This window comes from Streptomyces sp. NBC_00335, from assembly GCF_036127095.1.
Taxonomy (GTDB): Bacteria; Actinomycetota; Actinomycetes; order Streptomycetales; family Streptomycetaceae; genus Streptomyces.
On record NZ_CP108006.1, the window covers coordinates 5,687,618 to 5,709,489 of the forward strand.

Below are 21,872 nucleotides of genomic sequence, written 5' to 3' on the forward strand. Positions count from 1 at the left end.
GCTCCCATGCCCGCCCGGATCAACTTCCGCTCGCTCATGAAGATCGGCCCCGTCCAGATCGGCACCTACCGCGATAACCGCGGCCGCAACAAGGACACCGCCGTCTGCACCACCGACGGCTGCGGCTGGTCCTCGGACTACAACTCCTCGACCGCCGCCCAGCTCGCCGCCCGCTCGCACCGCTGCCGCGTCGCCTGACCCGAAAGGCCCACGCCATGGACGTCCCGCTCTGGTTCGCCCTGCTGGTCGTCGGTGTCCTCGGCTACAAGCTCGTCCGCCCGCCGCTCTGGCTCGTCGCCGTGATCCTCGTCGGCGGCTTCCTCCTCGCGGACAGCTTCCTCGCCCCGGCCATCGACACCGCGATCAACAAGTAACCCGCCCTGGAAGGAGAACGGCCATGTTCAAGCCCAAGTACCCCAGCCCCGACACCTACACCCCGGCGACCATCCGCCCGACCCCCATGCCCGTCGAGTACTCGGAGCCCGGCTCGGCGCCCGTCCCGGTGAAGTCCCCGAGCGCCTTCGGCGGCCTGGTCCAGAGCTCGCCCGGCACCGCGCTCGCAATCGCCGCCGGCGGAGTCGCTGGAGTCCTCGCGCTGGCCTCCGTCGCTGTGTCACTGCTCTTGGCCGTCGCGGTCACCGCCGTCGCCCTGTCCATCAGCGCCGTCGTCATGCTCTTCCTCGTCCGCGCCCTGCGCCAGGAGTTCAAGAGCCGTTGACCGGCCCCGGGACGGCCTCAACCGCCAAGTCTCCGCCGTCCCGGCGCCGCATTCCTGCCCGATCCAACGAACCGGACGGAACCACCATCATGAAGCAGAACACCCCGGGAGAGCTCTGCCCGAACTGCGACGGCCACGCCTCCGTCGCCATCACCCTCGGCGGCCGCGACCACAACGGCCACCTCCGCACGATCACCGCCCACTGCTTCACCTGCCACGGCACCGGAACGCGCCGCCCCATCCGCCGTCCCCACTGGACGGTGACCGCGTGACCAACACCGCGACCATCGCGGGCCTGGACCCGGCCACCCTCGGCGACATGCTGAAGGTGGCCGGCGCCCCCGGCTACGCACGCTGGGAAGACCAGATCCACCGCACCGGAGGATGCTCCGACCCGATCCACATCACCGGCTGGACCATCGCCAAGGACAAGACCTCCGGCGAGATCCTGCACCGCTACTCCACCGAGAACGAGCCTGGTGCCCGCCTCCGCATCGCCTGTGGCAACCGCCGCGCGTCCCGTTGCCCGGCCTGCGCTTGGACATACGCCGGAGACACCTATCACCTGATCCGGGCAGGCCTGGCGGGAGACGACCGCCGCGACATCCCCGCGACGGTCCGCGAACACCCCCGCGTCTTCGCCACCCTCACCGCCCCGTCCTTCGGCCCGGTCCACAATCGCCCCACCGGCCGGCCTTGCCGCTGCGGCACGCACCACCAGGAGGACGCGCTCGAACTCGGCACCGCCCTCGACCCGGCCAGGTACGACTACGCCGCCGCTGTCCTCTTCAACAACCACGCGGGACAGCTCTGGCAGCGCTTCACCACTCGCCTACGCCGTGAGATCGCCGCCTCCGCCGGCCTCACCCAACGCGAGCTGAAGGAGGAAGCCCGGATCTCCTACGGCAAGGTCGCCGAGTTCCAGAAGCGCGGCGCCATCCACTTCCACGCCGTGATCCGGATCGACGGACCCGCAGGCCCGCTCGGCCCTCCGCCGTCCTGGGCCACCACGGAGCTGCTCGACCGCTCGATCCGGGCCGCCGTAGCCCACGCCTACACCTCGATCACCGTCCCGGCCGCTGCTCACCAACCCGCCCGCACCTTCAGGTGGGGAACCCAGCTCGACGTACGCCCGATCAAGGCCTTCGGGGACGGCTCCGACATCACCGAACAGGCGGTCGCCTCGTACGTCGCCAAGTACGCAACCAAGGCTGCCGAGAACACCGGCACCCTCGACCGTCGCATCGGCAACCGCGAGGCCTTGGTCCTTCTGGACGTCCCCGACCACACAGCCCGCCTGATCGGGGCCTGCCTCGACCTCGACCCGCTCTACCCGGACCGCCGCCTTGCCGCCTGGTCGCACATGCTCGGCTTCCGCGGCCACTTCTCCACCAAGTCGAGGCAGTACTCCACCACCCTCGGCGCCCTCCGCCAGACCCGCGCCGACTACCGCGCCGCCCAGGAACGCGAAGCCCGCGGCCTGGACGACGTCGAGCCGGACACCGTGCTCGTCCTCGCCTCCTGGCAGTACGTCGGCCACGGACACAGCCCGGGGGAATCCGTCCTCGCCGCCACCATCGCCCGGGATATCCAACTCAACCGCCAGACCGCCCGCGAAGCCCTGCAAGGAGAGCAGCATGAATGAGCGCTACCTCAGCGTCGTCCAGGTCGCCGAACTGCTCGGCACCACCGTGCGGTTCCCCCGACGCCTCGTCGAGGAACGGCGGATCACGTACGTGAAGGTGGGCCGACACGTCCGTATCCCTGAGAGCGCCGTCCGGGCCTACATCGAAGCCCACACCGTCGCGCCGCGCCGCAGCCGTCTAGGGGTGGCAGCCTGATGGCCGGGAAGCGCCGACCGTTCGGCCGGGTCCGCAAGCTGCCCTCCGGGCGGTACCAGGCTCGGTACCTCGGCCCGGACGGACAGCTCCGCCCCGCGCCCGAGACCTTCCGTACCAAGAAGGACGCGGACGACTGGCTCGCCGACACGCAGACCGAGATGCGACGGGGTGACTGGCGTGATCCCGACGCCGGGAAGGTCGCCTTCGGGCCGTACGCCGTCGCCTGGATCAAAGAGCGTGAGCTGACCAGCACCACGCGACAGCTCTACGGCTCGCTCCTCAAGCACCACCTGGACCCGGTCCTCGGCGGGGTCAACCTGGGGGAGATCTCGCCACCCCTCGTACGGCGCTGGCGTGCCGACAAGCTCGCCGGCGGTACCGGGCCCACCACGGTGGCCAAGGCCTACGCCCTGCTCCGCGCCATCCTGGGTACGGCCGTGTCCGACGAGCTGATCCGGCGCAACCCCTGCCAGGTCAAGGGCGCCAGCAGCGTGCACACCCCGGAGCGACCCACCGCCACGGTTAAGGAGGTCTACGCGCTGGCCGAATCGATCCAGCCGCGCTACCGGACCCTCGTGCTCATGGCCGGATTCCTCGGGCTGCGCTGGGGCGAGCTGATCGGCCTCCACCGGCGGGATGTCGATCTGGAGCAACGGACCGTGCGTGTCCGGCGGGCTGTCGCCGAACTGAGCAACGGGCAGCGGGAGATCAAGGCGCCGAAGAGTGCCGCGGGTAAGAGGACGGTCTCCATCCCCGGCGTGATCCTCCCGGACCTTCATGAACACCTGAAGCGGTACGCGGAGGCCGGCGCCGATGGGCGTGTCTTCGTCGGGGCCAAGGGGGCGACCCCGCGCCGGAACCACTTCAACCGGCTCTGGCACAAGGCGTGTCGAGAAGCGGGGATCAAGGGGCTGCACTTCCACGATCTCCGGCACACGGGCAACACGCTGGCCGCGTCAACGGGTGCCAGCACCCGGGAGTTGATGACGCGCATGGGTCACAGCACCGCCCGTGCCGCGCTGATCTACCAGCACGCCAGCGCCGATCGGGACCGGCTGATCGCCGATGCCCTGAGCGGGCTCGTGAAGAAGAGCCGCAAGATCGAGAAGCCCAAGGTCCCCAAGACTTCCAAGAAGCCCGTGAGGGCCACCAAGGGCACGAAGGAAGATCCACAGCGGAAGGGGCACGCAGGGGGCACGCGGAGCTGATCGCAGCCCCGGGAACGACGAAGGGCCAGGTCGAGGAAACATCCTCTGACCTGGCCCTTTGCGTCTCTGAGCGGGTGACGGGAATCGAACCCGCGTAGCTAGTTTGGAAGACTAGTGCTCTACCATTGAGCTACACCCGCAGCACGTGCGACGCAGGTCCGGGGACCGCGGCACGAACAGCATCCTAGCGGGTCCCGGCGGGGGATCGCACACAGCATTTCGCGCCCGCGTGTGGCCGCGGCCGCGCCGCCGGGGCATCGCCGTGGGCCCCGGGCGCGCCTTTCGCCGAAACTCCGCGCGGCGGAGGGTCTTCGGGCATGTACCCTACGTGTCGCACCGACGGGGTGTGGCGCAGCTTGGTAGCGCGTCCGCTTTGGGAGCGGAAGGTCGTCGGTTCGAATCCGGCCACCCCGACCAGCAGGAGGACCGCGCGATCCCCCTTCGGGACCGCGTTGATGATCGCGTTGTGGGCTGATTGCCGCTTGCGGCTACTATGCAAGCTGCGTGCCCGTGTGTCTGATGTACCGGGCCCGATCCGCTGAGAACCGCTAGACCGCGGCGATGAGCAGAGACCCCCAGCAGTCAGCCACAAGGAGACCGAACCGTGAAGAGCGCCGTGGAGACCCTGAACCCGACTCGGGTTCGGCTCACTGTTGAGGTGCCCTTCGAGGAGCTCAAGGACAGCCTCGACGCGGCCTACAAGAAGATCAACCAGCAGGTCACGGTGAAGGGCTTCCGCAAGGGCAAGATCCCGGCCCGTGTCATCGACCAGCGCTTCGGCCGCGGTGCGGTGCTGGAGGAGGCCGTCAACGACGCCCTCCCGAAGTTCTACACCGAGGCCGTCAACGAGGCCGACCTGAACCCGCTGGGCCAGCCCGACGTCGACATCACCGAGCTGAAGGACGGCGAACTGCTGGCCTTCACCGCCGAGGTCGACATCCGTCCCGCGATCGAGATCCCGGACTACTCCGGCATCGAGGTCACCGTGGACGCCGTCGAGGTCTCGGACGAGGACGTCGAGAAGTCGGTCGAGCAGCTGCGCGGCCGTTTCGCGACCACCAAGGACGTCGAGCGCGCGGCGCAGGACGGCGACGTCGTCACCATCGACCTCGAGGCCAAGGTCGACGGCGAGGTGCTGGAGGACGGTGTCGCCCAGGACGTCTCCTACACCATCGGCTCGGGCGAGCTTCTCGAAGGCATCGACGAGGCCGTCAAGGGCCTGGAGGCCGGTGGCGAGGCCACCTTCACCTCCCAGCTGAAGGGCGGCTCCGCCGAGGGCAAGGACTCCGAGGTCACCGTCAAGGTCACCAAGGTCCAGGCCCGTGAGCTGCCGGAGCTGGACGACGAGTTCGCCGGCCTGGCCAGCGAGTTCGACACCATCGAGGAGCTGAAGGCCGACAGCCGCAAGCGCCTCGAGAACATGAAGCAGTACGACCAGGCCACGCAGGCCCAGGAGCGCGTCCTGGAGAAGCTGCTGGAGCTCGTCGAGGTCCCGATCCCCGAGAAGCTCCTCGCGGACGAGGTCCAGACGCGCAAGCACAACCTGGAGCACCACCAGCTCGGCCAGATGGGCCTCACCATCGAGAAGTACCTGGAGATCCAGGGCAAGACGGTCGAGGAGTTCGACGCCGAGACCGCCGAGCAGGCGATCAAGGGCATCAAGACCCAGTTCGTCCTCGACGAGCTGGTCAACAAGGAGAAGCTGAACGTGAACCAGGAGGAGCTCACCGAGCACCTCATGCGTCGCGCCGCCTCCTCCGGCATGTCCCCCGACCAGTTCGCCCAGGCCGTCGTCGAGGGTGGCCAGGTTCCGATGCTCGTCGGCGAGGTCGCCCGCGGCAAGGCCCTCGCGGCCGTCGTCGAGGCCGCCAAGGTCACCGACACCAACGGTGAGGTCGTCGACCTCTCCGACGACGAGGACGACGAGAACGCTGAGAACGCGGTCGAGCAGGCTGCCGAGACCGTCGAGAACGTGGTCGAGGCCGACGGCGAGATCGCGGCCGACGAAGCCAAGTAACACCCGGGGTCACCCCCACTGAGCAGCACCAGAGCACGGCCCGGAGGGCCCGTACGCCATCGCGTCCGGGCCCTTCGGCCTTGCTGCGGGACGCCCTCCCGGAGACCCCCTGCGAGACCCTCCGTGAGGGGCCTCTGACCTTGCGCTCCGAGCGAACAGTTCGGGAAGCGGGATGGCGTTGTCGTAGCTGCGCGTTAGGGTCCATGAATACGAGGGCACGGGAGTACCCGACGCCGGTGGACATCGTCCGCACGGCAGGTCCGCGCCCCAGAACGAGACGCTGAGACGGCACATGGCCGTCGGAGACGAGCAGGTGGATACGTGACGAATCTGAAGCCTTACGCCGCGGGTGAGCCGTCCATCGGTGGCGGCCTCGGCGACCATGTCTACAACCGGCTGCTCGGCGAGCGCATCATCTTCCTCGGCCAGCAGGTCGACGACGACATCGCCAACAAGATCACCGCGCAGCTCCTGCTCCTGGCCGCCGAGCCGGAGAAGGACATCTACCTGTACATCAACAGCCCCGGTGGCTCGGTGACGGCCGGCATGGCCGTCTACGACACCATGCAGTACATCCCGAACGACGTGGTCACCATCGGTATGGGCATGGCGGCCTCCATGGGCCAGTTCCTGCTCACCGGCGGCACCCCGGGCAAGCGCTTCGCGCTCCCGAACACCGACATCCTGATGCACCAGGGCTCCGCCGGCATCGGCGGCACCGCCTCGGACATCAAGATCCAGGCCCAGTACCTGCTGCGCACGAAGCAGCGCATGGCTGAGATCACCGCGCACCACTCCGGCCAGACCGTGGAGACGATCATCCGCGACGGTGACCGCGACCGCTGGTACACGGCGGAAGAGGCCAAGGCCTACGGCCTGATCGACGAGATCATCTCCGCCGCGTCGCTGGTCCCGGGCGGCGGCGGCACCGGGGCCTGATCCCGGCCCCGGCCCGGCGTGAGGGATCCCCTACGGGGGCCCTTCGCCCGCCCCGCACCAGGCAAGCCTCAGCCCGCAGAACGCCACCAGGACGGTGAACACCCAGATGCACATGAACAACCTTTCTCCCGCGAGCGGCCTCTACACCGGCGCGCCGGTGGACAACCGCTACGTCGTGCCGCGCTTCGTGGAGCGCACCTCGCAGGGCGTCCGCGAGTACGACCCGTACGCGAAGCTCTTCGAGGAGCGCATCATCTTCCTCGGCGTGCAGATCGACGACGCCTCCGCCAACGACGTCATGGCGCAGCTCCTGTGCCTGGAGTCGATGGACCCGGACCGCGACATCTACCTGTACATCAACAGCCCCGGCGGCTCCTTCACCGCGCTGACGGCGATCTACGACACGATGCAGTTCGTGAAGCCGGACATCTCGACGGTCTGCATGGGCCAGGCGGCCTCTGCCGCCGCCGTCCTGCTCGCCGCCGGCGCGCCCGGCAAGCGCATGGCGCTGCCGAACGCCCGCGTGCTGATCCACCAGCCCTCGGGCGGCACCGGCCGTGAGCAGCTCTCCGACCTGGAGATCGCGGCCAACGAGATCCTGCGCATGCGCGACCAGCTGGAGAACATGCTGGCCACGCACTCCTCGACGCCGATCGAGAAGATCCGCGACGACATCGAGCGCGACAAGATCCTGACGGCCCAGGACGCGCTGGCGTACGGCCTGATCGACCAGGTCGTCGCGACCCGCAAGACTTCGAACTGAACCTTGCCGCCAGTTGGCGTGGGCACGTCGCGGGGATTACGCGATGTGAACCACGTCAAGGGGGCCCCGCACGGGGCCCCCGGCAAGGTACCGTCGGATATGAGGCACCAGGAGCGCTGAACCAGGCGTCTCCCAGGCGAAGGGGAAGCACCTCGTGGCACGCATCGGTGACGGCGGCGACCTGCTCAAGTGCTCGTTCTGCGGAAAGAGCCAGAAGCAGGTGAAGAAGCTCATCGCGGGACCCGGTGTGTACATCTGCGACGAGTGCATCGACCTCTGCAACGAGATCATCGAAGAGGAACTCGCGGAGACCTCCGAGGTTCGCTGGGAAGAACTTCCCAAGCCCCGTGAGATCTACGAGTTCCTGGAGAGCTACGTCGTCGGCCAGGAGCCGGCGAAGAAGGCGCTCTCCGTCGCGGTGTACAACCACTACAAGCGCGTCCAGGCCGGAGAGAACGGCGGCGGGACGGGCCGTGACGACGCGATCGAGCTCGCGAAGTCCAACATCCTCCTGCTCGGCCCCACGGGCTCGGGCAAGACGCTGCTGGCCCAGACGCTCGCCCGCATGCTCAACGTCCCGTTCGCCATCGCGGACGCGACGGCGCTCACGGAGGCCGGGTACGTCGGCGAGGACGTCGAGAACATCCTGCTCAAGCTGATCCAGGCGGCCGACTACGACGTCAAGAAGGCCGAAACCGGGATCATCTACATCGACGAGATCGACAAGGTCGCCCGCAAGAGCGAGAACCCGTCGATCACGCGCGACGTGAGCGGCGAGGGCGTGCAGCAGGCCCTCCTGAAGATCCTGGAAGGCACCACCGCTTCCGTGCCGCCGCAGGGCGGCCGCAAGCACCCGCACCAGGAGTTCATCCAGATCGACACGACGAACGTGCTGTTCATCGTGGGCGGCGCCTTCTCCGGCCTGGAGCGGATCATCGAGTCCCGCGCCGGCGCCAAGGGCATCGGCTTCGGGGCGACCATCCGCTCGAAGCGCGAGATCGAGGCGAGCAACCAGTTCCAGGAGGTCATGCCGGAGGACCTGGTGAAGTTCGGGATGATCCCCGAGTTCATCGGCCGTCTGCCCGTCATCACCTCGGTCCACAACCTGGACCGCGAGGCCCTGCTCCAGATCCTCATCGAGCCGCGCAACGCCCTGGTGAAGCAGTACCAGCGGCTGTTCGAACTCGACGGCGTGGAGCTGGACTTCGAGCGCGAGGCCCTCGAAGCCATCGCCGACCAGGCGATCCTGCGCCAGACCGGCGCGCGCGGCCTGCGCGCCATCATGGAAGAGGTCCTGATGTCGGTGATGTACGAGGTCCCGTCCCGCAAGGACGTGGCCCGCGTGGTCATCACCTCGGACGTGGTCCGCTCCAACGTCAACCCGACGCTGGTCCCGCGGATCGTCCCGAAGGACCAGGGCCCGCACGAGAAGTCGGCGTAGCTGCCAGGCAGGGTACGCGTAAGCGGAAGGGGCGCCCCCGATTGGGGGCGCCCCTTCCGCGGTCGGCCCAACTTGCGCTGCAATCAGACATAAGTTCGCTATGGTCTGGCGTGACGCAGGGTTCCTTGATCGGCTTTGCCTCGAACGGCTTTCGATCGAGAGGTAAGAGCGTGAAGTTGAACCGTGTCATGGGAGCCCTGGCGGTAACGGTGGCCGCTACCGTGCTGCCGATGGTGGCGGCTACGCCGGCGTCGGCTGATCAGGGTGATTGCCAGCATTACCTCCACACGCAGGGCTATCGGATAGGCCCGAAGGTGGAGTCTGGTTGTAAGGCGGGTAGCGTCAGCGTCCTTGTCAACCCAGGACGCTGGGGTTCGTGCTACTTCGGCTTGACAAACATTGGAGTCAGGAAGGAGCCCGCCGTCGAGGCGTGCTACCGCGCGGGCCGCTAGCCCTCTGGCCGTGGCCGGCCTGCACGGAGACGAGTGCCCGTGCAGGCTGCTGGCGATCAGGCCTTAGAGCGGGCCGTGTTGTAGAGCTTCGCGGTGTAGCCCGCCGTCTGTTCCAGGGTGAAGCTCTGGGCGCCGCCCATGACGGAGGCGAAGTCCACCATGCTCACGATGGACAGGGTGCTGTAGTCACCCCAGATGCAGACCGGGATGGTGAAGGGCTTCGTGAGCGGGCTCGTGTCCGACTTCTTCGGAGTGAGCTTGAGCTCCTGGCACTTCATGACCGCACCCTTGAAGCCGGCCGGCTTCATCACCTTGGGGGAGCCGACCAGTTCCGCCTGCCCGTCGTCCTCGCTCTTCATCGAATCGGCCTTGGCCATGGCGAAGTAGGCGTCCACGGCCTTCTCCGGGTTGGCGATCTCGCCGTACACGCCCTGGAAGTTGAGCGCCTTGACGGCCAGCGGGTTCTTAGGGTCACCGGACTGGTAGGCCTGAGCGACCTGGGTCGGGTTCTTCACGCCGACCGCTTCCGCCTCCTTGCGGTCCTTGTCGGTGAACTCCTCAGGCTTGCTCTTCGGGTCCTTCTTGAAGTCATCGACCGACGCAGGGGCGACCAGCTTGTAGCCCTTGGTGTCTGCGGAGATGTCCGCGGAGGCGCCGCCGCCCTGCGTGAAGTACCAGCCGCCGCCGCCGATCACGGCCACCGCCAGGACCACCGCGATGATCACGCCGGCCTTCGACTTCTTCGGGGGCTGCTGCGGGGGCATCCCGCCGCCGTACGGAGGCTGCTGCTGGTAGCCGCCGTACGGGGCCTGCTGCTGGGGGAAGCCGGGCTGCTGCTGCGGGTAGCCCTGCTGCGGGACTCCCTGGGGGGCCTGCTGCGGGTAGCCGTAGCCGGGCTGCGCGCCGGGCTGCTGGCCGTAGGGGCCGGGCTGCTGTCCGTACGGGCCCGGCTGCTGCGGCTGCTGTCCGTAAGGCCCCGGCTGCTGCGGCTGCTGGCCCCCGTACGGTCCCGGCTGGTTGTAGCTCATCCCGCGTCCCCCCATGAGGTTGTTTATGCGTCCCACACATCCTGGCGGAAGCCGGAGGCGCTCAGGGCGCCGGGTCCTGGGAAAGCCGGTTTCATGACTGGACTGTTACCGCTCTAAACTGTGGCTCGTGACCGAGAACACGCAGACACCCAGCAGCCCCTACTCCGAACTGCCGACTTCGTACGCGCCGGCCGATGTAGAGGGGAAGCTCTACGAGCGCTGGGTAGAGCGTGGGTACTTCGAGGCGGACGAGAAGAGCGACAAGCCCCCCTTCGCCATCGTCATCCCGCCGCCGAACGTCACCGGAAGCCTCCACCTGGGGCACGCCTTCGAGCACACGCTGATCGACGCCATCACCCGCCGCAAGCGCATGCAGGGCTACGAGACCCTGTGGCAGCCCGGCATGGACCACGCCGGCATCGCCACCCAGAACGTCGTCGAGCGCGAGCTCGCCAAGGAGGGCAAGTCCCGCCACGACCTGGGCCGCGAGGCCTTCGTCGAGCGCGTCTGGCAGTGGAAGGGCGAGTCCGGCGGCCAGATCTCCGGCCAGATGCGCCGCCTCGGCGACGGCGTCGACTGGTCGCGCGAGCGCTTCACCATGGACGAGGGCCTGTCCGAGGCCGTCCAGACCATCTTCAAGAAGCTCTACGACGACGAGCTGATCTACCGCGCCGAGCGCATCATCAACTGGTGCCCCCGCTGCCTCACCGCGATCTCCGACATCGAGGTCGAGTACCAGGACGACGAGGGCGAGCTCGTCTCCATCCGCTACGGCGAGGGCGACGCCTCCATCGTCGTGGCCACCACCCGCGCCGAAACGATGCTGGGTGACACGGCCGTTGCCGTCCACCCCGACGACGAGCGCTACAAGCACCTCGTCGGCACCGAGATCGAGCTGCCGCTCACCGGCCGCCGCATCCCGGTCGTCGCCGACGAGCACGTCGACCCCGAGTTCGGCACCGGCGCCGTCAAGGTGACCCCGGCGCACGACCCCAACGACTTCGAGATCGGCCAGCGCCACGGCCTGCCCAACCTCGCCGTCATGGACGAGCACGCCGTCATCACCGTCCACGGCCCGTTCCTGGGCCTGGACCGGCTGGAGGCCCGTTCCGCCATCGTCGCCGCGCTGCGCGCCGAGGGCCGGATCGTCGCCGAGAAGCGCCCGTACACGCACTCCGTCGGCCACTGCTCGCGCTGCAAGACCACCATCGAGCCCCGCCTCTCGCTCCAGTGGTGGGTCAAGGTCGGCCCGCTCGCCAAGGCCGCCGGTGACGCGGTCCGCGACGGCCAGGTCAAGATCCACCCGCAGGAGATGGAGAAGCGCTACTTCGACTGGGTCGACAACCTCCACGACTGGTGCATCTCGCGCCAGCTGTGGTGGGGCCACCGCATCCCCGTCTGGTACGGCCCGAACGGCGAGATCGTCTGCGTCGGCCCCGACGAGCAGCCGCCGAGCGGCGAGGGCTGGACCCAGGACACCGACGTCCTGGACACCTGGTTCTCCTCGGGCCTGTGGCCGTTCTCCACGCTCGGCTGGCCGCAGCAGACCGACAGCCTGGCGAAGTTCTACCCGAACGCCGTCCTGGTCACCGGCTACGACATCCTCTTCTTCTGGGTCGCCCGGATGATGATGTTCGGCCTGTACGCGATGGACGGCACCCCGCCGTTCCACACCATCGCCCTGCACGGCATGGTCCGCGACGAGCGCGGCAAGAAGATGTCGAAGTCCTTCGGCAACGCGGTCAACCCGCTCGACTGGATGGACAAGTACGGCTCCGACGCGGTCCGCTTCACCCTGGCGCGCGGCGCCAACCCGGGTGTCGACGTCCCGATCGGCGAGGACTGGGTCCAGGCCTCCAGCAAGTTCGCCAACAAGATCTGGAACGCCACCCGCTTCGCGATGATGAACGGCGCCACGATCGAGGGCGACCTGCCGTCGGTCGAGGAGATGTCGGCGACCGACCGCTGGATCCTGTCCCGGCTGAACGAGACCGTCGCGCAGGCCGACGCCTTCTACGAGGACTACCAGTTCTCGAAGCTCAGCGAGGCGCTCTACCACTTCGCGTGGGACGAGGTCTTCGACTGGTACGTCGAGCTGTCGAAGACGACCTTCTTCGCGGGCGGCGAGCCGGCCAAGGCCTCCGCCCGGGTCCTCGGCGAGGTCCTCGACGTCATGCTGCGCCTGCTGCACCCGGTGGTCCCCTTCGTCACCGAGACCCTGTGGACCACGCTGACCGGCGGCGAGTCCCTGGTGATCGCCGAATGGCCCAAGGACAGTGGCTTCCGCGACGCGGCCGCCGATGCCGAAATCGACGGCGTCCAGAGCCTGGTCCGCGAGGTCCGCCGGTTCCGCAAGGAGCAGGGCCTCGACGACAAGCAGAAGGTCCCGGCCCGCCTGGACCTCTCCGCCACGGCGCTGGCCGCCCACGAGGCCGCCATCCGCCAGGTGCTGCGCCTCCAGCCGGAGGGCGACGACTTCAGCGCCACCGCCACCCTGCCGGTCGGCGGAGCCACGGTCGCGCTCGACCTGTCGGGCACCATCGACATCCCGGCGGAGCGCAAGCGGCTGAGCAAGGACCTGGCCGCCGCCGAGAAGGAGAAGCAGCAGGCCGAGGCGAAGCTCGGGAACGAGGCGTTCATCGCCAAGGCCCCCGACAACGTCGTGGACAAGATCAAGGGCCGGCTGACCAAGGCGGAGGACGACATCGTCCGTCTCCAGGCCCAGCTGGCGGCGCTGCCCGAGGGCTGAGCACGCCTGTAGGACACAAGCGAAGGCCCCCACGCCGTCGGTCGACGTGGGGGCCTTCGCCGTATCTGTTCCCCGCGGGGGCCCGGCGTCACAGCAGCCGGGTGCCGAACTTCGTCAGGATGAGCACCGCGACCACGCCGTACGCGGCCAGCGGCACCACCCAGTGGGGGAGCGCCCGCAGCCGGGAGCCGGCCGGGGCCAGGTGCCGGGTGACGTACCAGAACAGCGGGATCATCACCGCCCAGACGACCATGCACCACGGGCACAGGGCGCCGATCACGTACAGGCACTGGCTGATCAGCCACACCGTGAAGGCGAACCCGGCCGCGATCCCGGCCCACAGTCCGAGCCACAGCCGGCGGGGGAGCACCGCCCCGGCGACCAGGGCCGTACCCAGCCCGGCCAGGACCGCGAAGCCGGCGAGGCCGAGCAGCATGTTGGGGAAGCCGAGCAGGTTGCCCTGCCAGGTGGTCATCACGTCGCCGCAGCTCAGCACCGCGTTGACGTTGCAGCCCGGGGTGAAGAGCGGGTCCTCCAGGGTGCGGATGCGGTCGTAGGTGAGGACGCCCGAGGCCAGGGTGCCGATGAGGCCGCCGATCAGCAGGAGCAGGGCGGTGCCCCGGGGGGTGGCTGTTCCCTGATGGGCGGTCGTTCCCTGGTGGGTGGTCATTCTCCCGACGCTACGAGCCCGCGAGCGGCCCCTGGTAGAGCGCAAGGCCTCCGGGCCGGGGGACCTCCGGCCTGTCCGAAGTGCCCTAAATCACGCGTTCTCGGGTCCTGGTGGCCCGGATCCGGGCGCGCCGACCACGGATGATGGAGGGCATGCACGTCAAGCCCGCCCTCTCGGCGCCCCACCGGCTGCTGGCCTTCGGCCGCCGGCTCGCGCAGGGCTGGGCCGGTTCGCCGCGCGCGATGGACCTGCTCGCGGCCCTCAGCTGCCTGGGCCTGATGGCGCTCGACCTGCCGGGCCTGGCGGCCGCCGACAACTCCCTGAGCGGGCCCTCCGCAGCGGTCGTGCTGGCGCTCGGCTGCTCCACCCTGCTGGTGCGGCGCCGGCTGCCCTGGGTCTCGTACCTCGCCGCGCTGCTCTTCATCGGCTGGCTGCACGAGCTGACCCTGATCCAGTTCGCGCTGTACTCGGTGGGCCGCTTCCGCGGGCGCCGGGCCGGCGTCCTCGCCACCCTCGGCTACCTCGCCTTCGCGGTGTGCCTCTTCTGCTGCGTGCCGGGCTGGCCGATGGCCCGGGCCGAGACCCTCAGCTCCTTCCTCAGCCTCGTCGTGCCCATCGGGGTCCTCGCCTCGGCCGTGGGCATCGCCGCCTACCGCCACGACCTCGTGCGCGAGCTCGACACCCGGCGCGCGGAGTCCGCCGTCCTGCAGGCCGTCCAGCAGGAGCGGACCTCCGTCGCCCGCGACGTCCACGATTTCGTCGGGCGCGAGCTGACCCTGCTGACGGTCCGCTCCGAGGTGTTGTCGATGCGCTCGCGCGAGACGGCGTACGCGAAGGACTTCGAGGAGCTCGCCGACACCGCCCGGCGGGCGCACCTGGTGCTCAACGAGATCATCGTGCAGCGCGGGGAGCGGGCGGCCACCCCGGGCGTGGAAGGGCTGGCGGCGCTCGCGGAGGAGAGCGGGCGCGCGGGTTCGCCCGTACGGCTCGCCCTGGATCCGGACGTGCACGGGCTGTCGCCGCTGCGCCAGGCGGCGGTCTACCGGGTGGTGCAGGAATGCCTCACCAACGCAGCCAAGCACGCGCGCGGCGAGACCATCGAGGTGTCCATCGCGGCGGACGGGCCGCAGCTGCGGATCGCCGTCCGCAACGGGCTGGCGCGGCGCAACCCGACCAGGGCCCCCGTCTCGGCGGGCTCGGGCACGGCGAGCATGTCCGAGCGCGTGCGCAGCCTGGGCGGCACCCTGACGGCCACGCGGACGCAGGACGCGTACGAGGTCCTCGCGACCCTTCCGAAGGGCTGAGCCTTCCGGGATGCCGGCCCCTTCCGGGGGTCAGGCCCTCGCCGGCGCCAGCAGGCTGCTGAGCGCGTCCATGTCCTCCACGCAGCGGCCCGATCCCAGCGCCACGCAGTCCAGCGGGTCGTCCGCGACGAAGACCGGGATCCCCGTCGAGGAGGCCATCCGCAGGTCCAGGCCGGGGAGCAGCGCGCCGCCGCCGGTCAGGACGATGCCGTGCTCCATGACGTCGCCGGACAGTTCGGGCGGGCATTCCTCCAGGGTGGTGCGGACCGCCGCGATGATCGCCTCCACCGGTTCGTCCAGGGCGGCGCGCACGTCACGCGCGTCGAGTGCGAGCGTCTGCGGCATGCCGCCGACCTTCTCGCGGCCCCGCACCGTGAAGGTCGCGCTCTCCAGCTCCGGCCGGTCCGGCACCGGCCATGCCGAACCGATGGCGATCTTGAGGTCCTCGGCCGTGCGGTCGCCGATGAGCAGCGAGTGCTCCTTGCGGACCCAGTCGGTGATCGCCGCGTCCATCCGGTCGCCCGCGACCCGCAGGGACCGCGAGGTGACGATGCCGCCCAGCGAGATGACCGCGACCTCGGAGGTGCCGCCGCCGATGTCGACGACCATCGAGCCGCGCGGCTCGGACACCGGGAGCCCGGCGCCGATCGCCGCGGCCATGGGTTCCTCGATCAGGTGCACGGTCTTGGCGCCGGCCCGTGCGGAGGCGTGGATGATGGCCCGCCGCTCCACCGGGGTGACCCCGGACGGTACGCAGATCACCATGCGGGTGCGCACCCGGCGGCCGGGGACGGCCTTGCGGACGAAGTGCCGGATCATCTCCTCGGCGGCCTCGTAGTCGCAGATCACGCCGTCCTTGAGGGGGCGGATCGCGGTGATGGAACCGGGAGTGCGGCCGATGGTCTCCTTGGCCTCGGTACCCACGGCCAGTGCGGTGGTGGTGCCCGCCTTGACGGCCACCACGGACGGCTCATTGAGGACGATGCCGTGCCCCCGTGCGTAGACGAGGGTGTTGGCGGTTCCCAGGTCTATCCCTATGTCGCGGCTGGAACCTGTCTTGTTCGTGCTGGCCTGCGGCATTTGCTCCCCAATCTCCTGCCCGCAAGGCTTGCATAACGATCAGGTCGCACCCGCAGGAGAAGGTCCCGATACGACCGGGCCGAAAGTCCCCCCGGCCCTCGTCCGTAGACTGGGTCCCGTGAGTGAGCAGCAGCCCGAGAGCCACGATGACAGCTTCGACGCCTTCGACCAGATCGTGGCGGAAGAGTCCGACCGCGACCCCGACCTGGCGGTGATCGAGGCGGGCAGCCGCACCCTGCGGACGCAGGCCGGTCCGCCCCAGGGCGACCCCGTGCCCGAAGAGCCCGCCGACCCCGAGGTGGCCAAGGCGCTGCGGGAGGTGGAGCAGGAGCTGGCCGGCCGCTGGGGCGAGACCAAGCTGGAGCCGTCCGTCACGCGCATCGCCTCGCTGATGGACGTCCTGGGCGAGCCGCAGCGCGCGTACCCCTCCATCCACGTCACCGGCACCAACGGCAAGACGAGCACCGCCCGCATGATCGAGGCGCTGCTGAACGCCTTCGAGCTGCGCACCGGCCGCTACACCAGCCCGCACGTGTCCTCGGTCACCGAGCGGATCAGCCTGGACGGGGCGCCGATCACCGCCGAGCGGTTCGTCGAGACCTACCACGACATCAAGCCCTACGTGGAGATGGTGGACGCGGCCGAGGAGTTCCGGCTGTCGTTCTTCGAGGTCCTCACCGGCATGGCCTACGCGGCCTTCGCGGACGCGCCCGTGGACGCGGCCGTGATCGAGGTGGGCATGGGCGGCACCTGGGACGCCACCAACGTCATCGACGGCGCGGTCGCGGTGGTCACCCCGATCAGCCTGGACCACACGGACCGGCTCGGCTCCACCACCGGTGAGATCGCGCAGGAGAAGGGCGGCGTCATCAAGCAGGGCGCCACCGTGATCCTGGCGCAGCAGCCGGTGGACGCGGCTCAGGTGCTGCTGAAGAAGGCCGTGGAGGTCGACGCGACCGTGGCCCGTGCGGGCATGGAGTTCGGCGTCGTCACCCGCGAGGTCGCGGTGGGCGGGCAGCAGCTGACGCTGCGCGGGCTGGGCGGCGAGTACGACGGCATCTTCCTGCCGCTGCACGGCGCCCACATGGCGCACAACGCGGCGGTGGCGCTGGCCGCGGTCGAGGCCTTCTTCGGGATCGGCGCGGACCACGCGCGGGTGCTGGACGCGGAGACCGTGCGCAAGGCCTTCGCCTCGGTGACCTCGCCCGGCCGCATGGAGGTCGTGCGGCGCAGCCCGACGGTGGTCCTGGACGCGGCGCACAACCCGGCCGGGGCGCGGGTCACGGCGGAGGCGGTGACCGAGGCCTTCGGCTTCAGCCGGCTGGTCGGGGTCGTGGGCGCGAGCGAGGGCAAGGATGCGCGCGGGGTCTTCGAGGCCTTCGAGCCGATCTTCGCGGAGGTCGTGATCACGGAGAACACCAGCCACCGGGCGATGCCCGCCGACGATCTCGCGGCCATCGCGGTCGAGGTCTTCGGCGCCGACCGGGTGCAGGTGGAGCCGCGGCTGGACGACGCCCTGGAGGCGGCGATCACCCTGGCGGAGGAAGAGGCGGAGTACGGAGGGGCCGGGGTCCTGGTGACCGGGTCCGTGATCACGGTGGGCGAGGCCCGCCTGCTGCTGAAGAGGGGCTGAGGGATGCGCACGCTGTGTGCTTCGACGCTGATCGCCGAGTTCTTCGTGATCGGCTTCGCCGGGCTGGTCGCGATGAAGGGCGATCTGAGCCAGGCCACGGTCTGGACCGTCTGCGGGATCGCGATGCTGGTGTCGGTGCTGCTGTGCGGGATGCTCTCGCGCCCCGGGGCCGTCCAGATCGGCTGGGCCCTGCAGATCGGGCTCGTGCTGAGCGGCTTCGTCGTCCCGATGATGTTCATCCTGGGCGTGGTGTTCGCGGGCCTGTGGTGGTGCTCGATCCACTACGGCCGCCGCATCGACGAGATCAAGGCCCGCTGGGCCGCCCAGGCGGAGGCCCAGGCCGCCGCCCCCACCGAGGCGTAGCCCGCCGGGGAGCCGCAGCGCGGCCCCGGGAAGGCCCCGCACGGCGGGGGCCCGGGCACCTGTAGCCTCGTCGGACCGCACCCGTATGCCGCAAGGAGTTACCCATATGACCCAGCGCACGCTCGTCCTCCTCAAGCCCGACGCCGTCCGTCGCGGCCTGATCGGCGAGATCGTCGGCCGCATCGAGCGGAAGGCCGGCTGGACCATTCCCGCGCTGGAGCTGCGCACGCTGGACCAGGAGACCCTGGAAGCGCACTACGGCGAGCACAAGGGCAAGGTCTTCTACGAGCCCCTCATGGGCTTCATGGCCAGCGGCCCGGTCGTGGCCCTGGTCGTCGAAGGGGAGCGCGTGATCGAGGGTGTCCGCCAGTTGGCCGGACCCACTGACCCGATTGCCGCCGCGCCCGGCTCCATCCGGGGTGACTTCGGTACCGTCACCCGGGAGAACCTGATCCACGCCTCGGACTCCGAGGAGTCCGCGGAGCGGGAGCTGAAGCTGTTCTTCCCGGCGCTGTGATCACTCTTTTCTGACGCAACATCAGCCGAATAGCGCTCATGACCTGGGGCGACCGAAGTAATTTCGGTCGCCCTCCGGTATTACCGGGCATATTCGGGAACGCATGGACAGGACACGACGTCACCACTAAGGGGGCGGGTATCCGTTCCGGCGGGCTTGCCGGAGTCCCGTCGCGCGGTGGCCGTACTTGCGGCACTACGATGGGGCCTCCACCCACACACCCACCTCGCCGACCTGACAGCAGCCGCTATCAACTGGAAGGCCAGACGCTCCTCATGGGGAACAAGGGGAACAACATGTCGTTCATCGGCCGTGACATGGCGATCGACCTCGGGACCGCCAACACGCTGGTGTACGTGAGGGGCCGGGGAATCGTCCTGAACGAGCCGTCCGTGGTCGCCATCAACACGAACACCGGTGGCATCCTGGCGGTCGGCTCCGAAGCCAAGAAGATGATCGGGCGCACGCCCGGCAACATCGTCGCCGTGCGGCCCCTCAAGGACGGCGTCATCGCCGACTTCGAGATCACCGAGCGGATGCTCCGGTACTTCATCCTCAAGATCCACAAGCGCCGTTACCTGGCCCGCCCGCGCGTCGTGGTCTGCGTACCCTCCGGCATCACGGGAGTGGAGCGCCGCGCCGTCATCGAGGCGTCCACGCAGGCCGGCGCCCGCCAGGTGCACATCATCGAAGAGCCGATGGCCGCCGCCATCGGAGCGGGCCTGCCCGTCCACGAGGCCACCGGCAACATGGTCGTGGACATCGGCGGCGGCACCACCGAGGTGGCCGTCATCTCCCTCGGCGGAATCGTCACGGCACAGTCCATCCGGGTGGCCGGCGACGAGCTCGACAACGCGATCATCCAGCACATCAAGAAGGAGTACTCGCTCCTCCTCGGTGAGCGGACCGCCGAGCAGATCAAGATCACCATCGGGTCGGCCTACGACCTCGACAAGGACGAGCACACCGAGATCCGCGGCCGCGACCTGGTCTCGGGTCTGCCCAAGACCGTCGTGATCTCGGCCGCCGAGGTCCGCAAGGCGATCGAGGAGCCCGTCAACGCCATCGTCGACGCCGTCAAGACCACCCTCGACAAGTGCCCGCCGGAGCTCTCCGGCGACATCATGGACCGCGGCATCGTCCTGACCGGAGGCGGCGCCCTGCTCCGCGGCCTCGACGAGCGGCTGCGCCGCGAGACGGGCATGCCGATCCACATCGCCGAGGACCCGCTCGACTCCGTCGCGCTCGGATCCGGCAAGTGCGTGGAGGAGTTCGAGGCGCTCCAGCAGGTGCTGGACGCCCAGCCGCGGCGCTGATCCGGCCCGCCGCACGGCGGTGGAACACAAATGATCCGCCGTACGGGTGCTACCGGGCCCGTGCGGCGGATCGTTGATATACAGGCAAGGTCCGGTGCGAGCCCCGGCTCCACCGGAGCGGCTTCGCCGCACGGCTATCTACGAGGAAGGCACGGCCGCCGCACGTGAGGGACACACGAGAAAGCCGGCTGCTCCTGGTGCTTCTGATCGCCATCGCGTTCGCTTTGATCACGGTGGACATCAGGACGGGTGAGGAGTCTCCGGTCGACGGTGCCCGACAGGCCGCCGCAGCGGTCTTCGGACCGGTCGAAAAGGGCGTGGCGAAAGGGGTCGACCCGGTCGCCAACGCCATAGGGGCCGTACGGGACTCCGGCGAGCGGCACAACCGCATCGCGACGCTGGAGCGCGAGAACGCGGCGCTGAAGGCCAAGCTGGGCAGCGACGACCAGACCCGCAGCCGGATCCGCGAGCTCGACGAGATGCTCAAGCGGGCGGGCGCGGGCCAGTACGGCATCAAGGGCGCCGAGGTCATCGCCATAGGAGCGGCCCAGGGCTTCTCCTGGACCGTGACCATCGACGCGGGCAGCAAGGACGGCATCGAGCGCGACATGACCGTCCTCAACGGGGACGGACTCGTCGGCCGCGTCGCCACCGTCGGCCCCGACACCGCCACCGTGGTCCTCGCCAACGACCCCGACTTCACCGTCGGCACCCGCCTGGAGAAGACCGGCGAACTCGGCTTCGCCACCGGTCAGGGCGACCGGGAGCTCTCCGTGCAGATGCTCAACGGCAAGGCCAAGATCAACACCGGCGACCGGCTCGTCACCTTCGGCTCGCGCGGCAACAAGCCCTTCGTGCCCGGCGTCCCGATCGGCGAGGTGATGAAGGTCGACCCCGCGCGCGGCGACCTGACCCGGACCGTCTGGGTCCGTCCCTTCGTCGGCTTCTCCCGCCTGGACATCGTCGGCGTCGTGGTCATGCCCCCGCGCCAGGACCCGCGCGACGCGGTCCTGCCGCCCAAGCCCGAAGCGCCCAAGCCCACCCCGACGGTCACCGTCACGGTCACCCCGTCGCCCGGCGCGTCCGCGTCCGGCAAGCCGGCCGAGGACTAGGAGCCGATCATCATGCGTTTCAACCGGATCCTGCTCTCGGGCACGCTCGTCGTGGTCGCCCTGGTCGTCCAGGTCTCCATCCTGGGCCGCCTCCAACTCCCCGGAGCCGTCCCCGACCTGGTCCTGCTCACCGTCGTCGCCCTCGCGCTCGTGTACGGGTGCGTCAGCGGCGCCCTCATCGGCTTCGCGGCGGGCCTCCTCACCGACCTGGCCCCGCCCGCCGACCACGCCGCCGGCCGCTACGCGCTCGTGCTGTGCGTCATCGGCTACGTCGCCGGCCTGGTCCGCCCCGACACCGGGCGGTTCCGCTCCGCCTGGGGCCCGATGCTCACCGTCGTCGGTGCCGCCTTCGTCTCCACCCTGCTCTACGCGGGCGTCGGCGCCCTGGTCGGCGACACCGCCGCCCGTCACGTGGGGCTGAGCGGACTCGTGTTCACCGCGGTCCTCTACGACCTTCTGCTCGCCCCCTTCACCGTGCCGTTCATCATGGCCCTGGCCCGCCGCGCGGAGAACGACCCGATGGCCGTCGAGGCCAACGGCGGCCCGCCCGCGGGCAAGGACATCGCCTCCGGCTGGCTGGCCGGCGGCACCGGGCTGCGGATCGGCAGCCAGCGCGGCGGCCTGCGGATGAAGACGGCCCGCAGCCGTGCCAACCGGGCCGGCCGGATAAAGGGCGTCAAGGGAATCAAGGGTGTGAAGAGCGTCAAGAAGCTGTGAGGGA

The 21,872-nt window shown here is 69.5% G+C and carries 22 protein-coding genes and 2 tRNA genes; 20 read left to right on the forward strand and 4 right to left on the reverse strand.

All coding sequences use genetic code 11. From position 1 onward, the window contains the following. Positions 1 to 6: 6 nt before the first annotated feature. From OHA37_RS25610 to OHA37_RS25640, 7 genes are all read left to right on the forward strand, one after another. Positions 7 to 198 (forward strand): mobile element transfer protein, encoded by a 192-nt coding sequence (locus tag OHA37_RS25610; protein WP_266908902.1) that lies wholly within the window; start codon positions 7 to 9, stop codon positions 196 to 198. 17 nt (positions 199 to 215) lie between these two features. Continuing rightward, positions 216 to 374, forward strand: coding sequence for a hypothetical protein (locus tag OHA37_RS25615; protein ID WP_266908904.1), 159 nt, complete (start codon positions 216 to 218; stop codon positions 372 to 374). A gap of 23 nt (positions 375 to 397) precedes the next feature. Beyond that, positions 398 to 718: a membrane protein FAM174 family protein gene (locus tag OHA37_RS25620; RefSeq protein WP_266908906.1), complete on the forward strand. Its 321-nt coding sequence runs from the start codon at positions 398 to 400 to the stop codon at positions 716 to 718. Between the two features lie 89 nt (positions 719 to 807). Continuing rightward, on the forward strand, positions 808 to 990 hold the full coding sequence (locus OHA37_RS25625) for a hypothetical protein (protein WP_266908908.1): 183 nt from the start codon (positions 808 to 810) through the stop codon (positions 988 to 990). A 47-nt stretch (positions 991 to 1,037) separates the two neighbouring features. Then, positions 1,038 to 2,363 (forward strand): replication initiator protein RepSA, encoded by a 1,326-nt coding sequence (repSA, locus tag OHA37_RS25630; RefSeq protein WP_266913094.1) that lies wholly within the window; start codon positions 1,038 to 1,040, stop codon positions 2,361 to 2,363. Beyond that, positions 2,356 to 2,559: an excisionase family DNA-binding protein gene (locus OHA37_RS25635; protein WP_266908910.1), complete on the forward strand. Its 204-nt coding sequence runs from the start codon at positions 2,356 to 2,358 to the stop codon at positions 2,557 to 2,559. Before repSA ends, OHA37_RS25635 begins: the two co-directional genes overlap by 8 nt. Then, positions 2,559 to 3,767, forward strand: coding sequence for a tyrosine-type recombinase/integrase (locus tag OHA37_RS25640; RefSeq protein WP_266908912.1), 1,209 nt, complete (start codon positions 2,559 to 2,561; stop codon positions 3,765 to 3,767). The genes OHA37_RS25635 and OHA37_RS25640 overlap by 1 nt, the downstream gene beginning before the upstream one ends. 69 nt (positions 3,768 to 3,836) lie before the next feature. Here OHA37_RS25640 and OHA37_RS25645 read toward each other — a convergent pair. After that, positions 3,837 to 3,907 (reverse strand) — tRNA-Gly (locus tag OHA37_RS25645). A 200-nt stretch (positions 3,908 to 4,107) separates the two neighbouring features. Between OHA37_RS25645 and OHA37_RS25650 the strand changes: the two genes are divergently transcribed. The 5 genes from OHA37_RS25650 to clpX all read left to right on the forward strand — a co-directional run bounded on the left by OHA37_RS25650 (position 4,108) and on the right by clpX (position 8,927). Beyond that, positions 4,108 to 4,184, forward strand: a tRNA-Pro gene (locus OHA37_RS25650). 187 nt (positions 4,185 to 4,371) lie between these two features. Then, positions 4,372 to 5,784 carry a trigger factor gene (tig, locus tag OHA37_RS25655; protein ID WP_266908914.1) on the forward strand — a complete coding sequence of 471 codons (1,413 nt, stop codon included), beginning with the start codon at positions 4,372 to 4,374 and terminating at the stop codon, positions 5,782 to 5,784. 321 nt (positions 5,785 to 6,105) lie between these two features. After that, positions 6,106 to 6,723, forward strand: a complete 618-nt coding sequence (locus OHA37_RS25660; protein ID WP_250739480.1) for an ATP-dependent Clp protease proteolytic subunit — start codon at positions 6,106 to 6,108, stop codon at positions 6,721 to 6,723. 112 nt (positions 6,724 to 6,835) lie between these two features. Next, positions 6,836 to 7,486 (forward strand): ATP-dependent Clp protease proteolytic subunit, encoded by a 651-nt coding sequence (locus OHA37_RS25665; protein WP_243334852.1) that lies wholly within the window; start codon positions 6,836 to 6,838, stop codon positions 7,484 to 7,486. Between the two features lie 154 nt (positions 7,487 to 7,640). After that, positions 7,641 to 8,927, forward strand: coding sequence for an ATP-dependent Clp protease ATP-binding subunit ClpX (gene clpX, locus OHA37_RS25670; RefSeq protein WP_250739478.1), 1,287 nt, complete (start codon positions 7,641 to 7,643; stop codon positions 8,925 to 8,927). Positions 8,928 to 9,435: 508 nt separating this feature from the next. Here the strand turns inward: clpX and OHA37_RS25675 are convergent. Next, complete coding sequence (locus OHA37_RS25675) at positions 9,436 to 10,407, reverse strand: hypothetical protein (RefSeq protein WP_266908918.1); 972 nt, start codon at positions 10,405 to 10,407, stop codon at positions 9,436 to 9,438. A gap of 127 nt (positions 10,408 to 10,534) precedes the next feature. Between OHA37_RS25675 and OHA37_RS25680 the strand changes: the two genes are divergently transcribed. Continuing rightward, the gene (locus tag OHA37_RS25680; protein ID WP_266908920.1) at positions 10,535 to 13,156 is read left to right on the forward strand and encodes a valine--tRNA ligase; all 2,622 of its coding nucleotides are present in this window, start codon (positions 10,535 to 10,537) and stop codon (positions 13,154 to 13,156) included. Between the two features lie 88 nt (positions 13,157 to 13,244). Here OHA37_RS25680 and OHA37_RS25685 read toward each other — a convergent pair whose 3' ends face one another. Further along, on the reverse strand, positions 13,245 to 13,826 hold the full coding sequence (locus OHA37_RS25685) for a vitamin K epoxide reductase family protein (protein ID WP_266908922.1): 582 nt from the start codon (positions 13,824 to 13,826) through the stop codon (positions 13,245 to 13,247). Between the two features lie 152 nt (positions 13,827 to 13,978). Here OHA37_RS25685 and OHA37_RS25690 point away from each other — a divergent pair, with 152 nt between their 5' ends. Further along, positions 13,979 to 15,130 (forward strand): sensor histidine kinase, encoded by a 1,152-nt coding sequence (locus tag OHA37_RS25690; RefSeq protein ID WP_266908924.1) that lies wholly within the window; start codon positions 13,979 to 13,981, stop codon positions 15,128 to 15,130. 30 nt (positions 15,131 to 15,160) lie between these two features. Here OHA37_RS25690 and OHA37_RS25695 read toward each other — a convergent pair whose 3' ends face one another. After that, a complete protein-coding gene (locus OHA37_RS25695) occupies positions 15,161 to 16,210 on the reverse strand; it encodes a rod shape-determining protein (protein ID WP_266908926.1) in 1,050 nt (349 codons plus the stop codon). Positions 16,211 to 16,328: 118 nt separating this feature from the next. Between OHA37_RS25695 and folC the strand changes: the two genes are divergently transcribed. The 6 genes from folC (at position 16,329) to mreD (ending at position 21,868) form a co-directional block, all read left to right on the forward strand. Beyond that, complete coding sequence (gene folC, locus OHA37_RS25700; RefSeq protein WP_266908928.1) at positions 16,329 to 17,843, forward strand: bifunctional tetrahydrofolate synthase/dihydrofolate synthase; 1,515 nt, start codon at positions 16,329 to 16,331, stop codon at positions 17,841 to 17,843. Positions 17,844 to 17,846: 3 nt separating this feature from the next. Then, positions 17,847 to 18,206 (forward strand): DUF4233 domain-containing protein, encoded by a 360-nt coding sequence (locus OHA37_RS25705; protein ID WP_266908930.1) that lies wholly within the window; start codon positions 17,847 to 17,849, stop codon positions 18,204 to 18,206. Between the two features lie 106 nt (positions 18,207 to 18,312). Further along, complete coding sequence (ndk, locus tag OHA37_RS25710; RefSeq protein WP_214950910.1) at positions 18,313 to 18,723, forward strand: nucleoside-diphosphate kinase; 411 nt, start codon at positions 18,313 to 18,315, stop codon at positions 18,721 to 18,723. A 296-nt stretch (positions 18,724 to 19,019) separates the two neighbouring features. Next, the gene (locus tag OHA37_RS25715; RefSeq protein ID WP_069923827.1) at positions 19,020 to 20,039 is read left to right on the forward strand and encodes a rod shape-determining protein; all 1,020 of its coding nucleotides are present in this window, start codon (positions 19,020 to 19,022) and stop codon (positions 20,037 to 20,039) included. A 164-nt stretch (positions 20,040 to 20,203) separates the two neighbouring features. Beyond that, positions 20,204 to 21,151 (forward strand): rod shape-determining protein MreC, encoded by a 948-nt coding sequence (gene mreC / locus OHA37_RS25720; RefSeq protein WP_266908932.1) that lies wholly within the window; start codon positions 20,204 to 20,206, stop codon positions 21,149 to 21,151. 12 nt (positions 21,152 to 21,163) lie between these two features. Beyond that, the gene (mreD, locus tag OHA37_RS25725) at positions 21,164 to 21,868 is read left to right on the forward strand and encodes a rod shape-determining protein MreD (protein WP_266908934.1); all 705 of its coding nucleotides are present in this window, start codon (positions 21,164 to 21,166) and stop codon (positions 21,866 to 21,868) included. Positions 21,869 to 21,872 lie beyond the last annotated feature (4 nt).

What these genes read in the sequence shown, in the direction of transcription:
- OHA37_RS25705 (WP_266908930.1), top strand. Translation starts at nt 17,847, where the DNA reads ATGCGCACGCTGTGTGCTTCGACGCTGATCGCCGAGTTCTTCGTGATC.
- OHA37_RS25620 (WP_266908906.1), top strand. Translation starts at nt 398, where the DNA reads ATGTTCAAGCCCAAGTACCCCAGCCCCGACACCTACACCCCGGCGACC.
- OHA37_RS25690 (WP_266908924.1), top strand. Translation starts at nt 13,979, where the DNA reads ATGCACGTCAAGCCCGCCCTCTCGGCGCCCCACCGGCTGCTGGCCTTC.
- OHA37_RS25610 (WP_266908902.1), top strand. Translation starts at nt 7, where the DNA reads ATGCCCGCCCGGATCAACTTCCGCTCGCTCATGAAGATCGGCCCCGTC.
- OHA37_RS25625 (WP_266908908.1), top strand. Translation starts at nt 808, where the DNA reads ATGAAGCAGAACACCCCGGGAGAGCTCTGCCCGAACTGCGACGGCCAC.
- OHA37_RS25715 (WP_069923827.1), top strand. Translation starts at nt 19,020, where the DNA reads ATGTCGTTCATCGGCCGTGACATGGCGATCGACCTCGGGACCGCCAAC.
- mreD (WP_266908934.1), top strand. Translation starts at nt 21,164, where the DNA reads ATGCGTTTCAACCGGATCCTGCTCTCGGGCACGCTCGTCGTGGTCGCC.
- OHA37_RS25675 (WP_266908918.1), bottom strand. Translation starts at nt 10,407, where the DNA reads ATGAGCTACAACCAGCCGGGACCGTACGGGGGCCAGCAGCCGCAGCAG.
- OHA37_RS25635 (WP_266908910.1), top strand. Translation starts at nt 2,356, where the DNA reads ATGAATGAGCGCTACCTCAGCGTCGTCCAGGTCGCCGAACTGCTCGGC.
- OHA37_RS25640 (WP_266908912.1), top strand. Translation starts at nt 2,559, where the DNA reads ATGGCCGGGAAGCGCCGACCGTTCGGCCGGGTCCGCAAGCTGCCCTCC.
- OHA37_RS25685 (WP_266908922.1), bottom strand. Translation starts at nt 13,826, where the DNA reads ATGACCACCCACCAGGGAACGACCGCCCATCAGGGAACAGCCACCCCC.
- ndk (WP_214950910.1), top strand. Translation starts at nt 18,313, where the DNA reads ATGACCCAGCGCACGCTCGTCCTCCTCAAGCCCGACGCCGTCCGTCGC.
- OHA37_RS25665 (WP_243334852.1), top strand. Translation starts at nt 6,836, where the DNA reads ATGAACAACCTTTCTCCCGCGAGCGGCCTCTACACCGGCGCGCCGGTG.
- repSA (WP_266913094.1), top strand. Translation starts at nt 1,038, where the DNA reads ATGCTGAAGGTGGCCGGCGCCCCCGGCTACGCACGCTGGGAAGACCAG.
- OHA37_RS25615 (WP_266908904.1), top strand. Translation starts at nt 216, where the DNA reads ATGGACGTCCCGCTCTGGTTCGCCCTGCTGGTCGTCGGTGTCCTCGGC.
- OHA37_RS25695 (WP_266908926.1), bottom strand. Translation starts at nt 16,210, where the DNA reads ATGCCGCAGGCCAGCACGAACAAGACAGGTTCCAGCCGCGACATAGGG.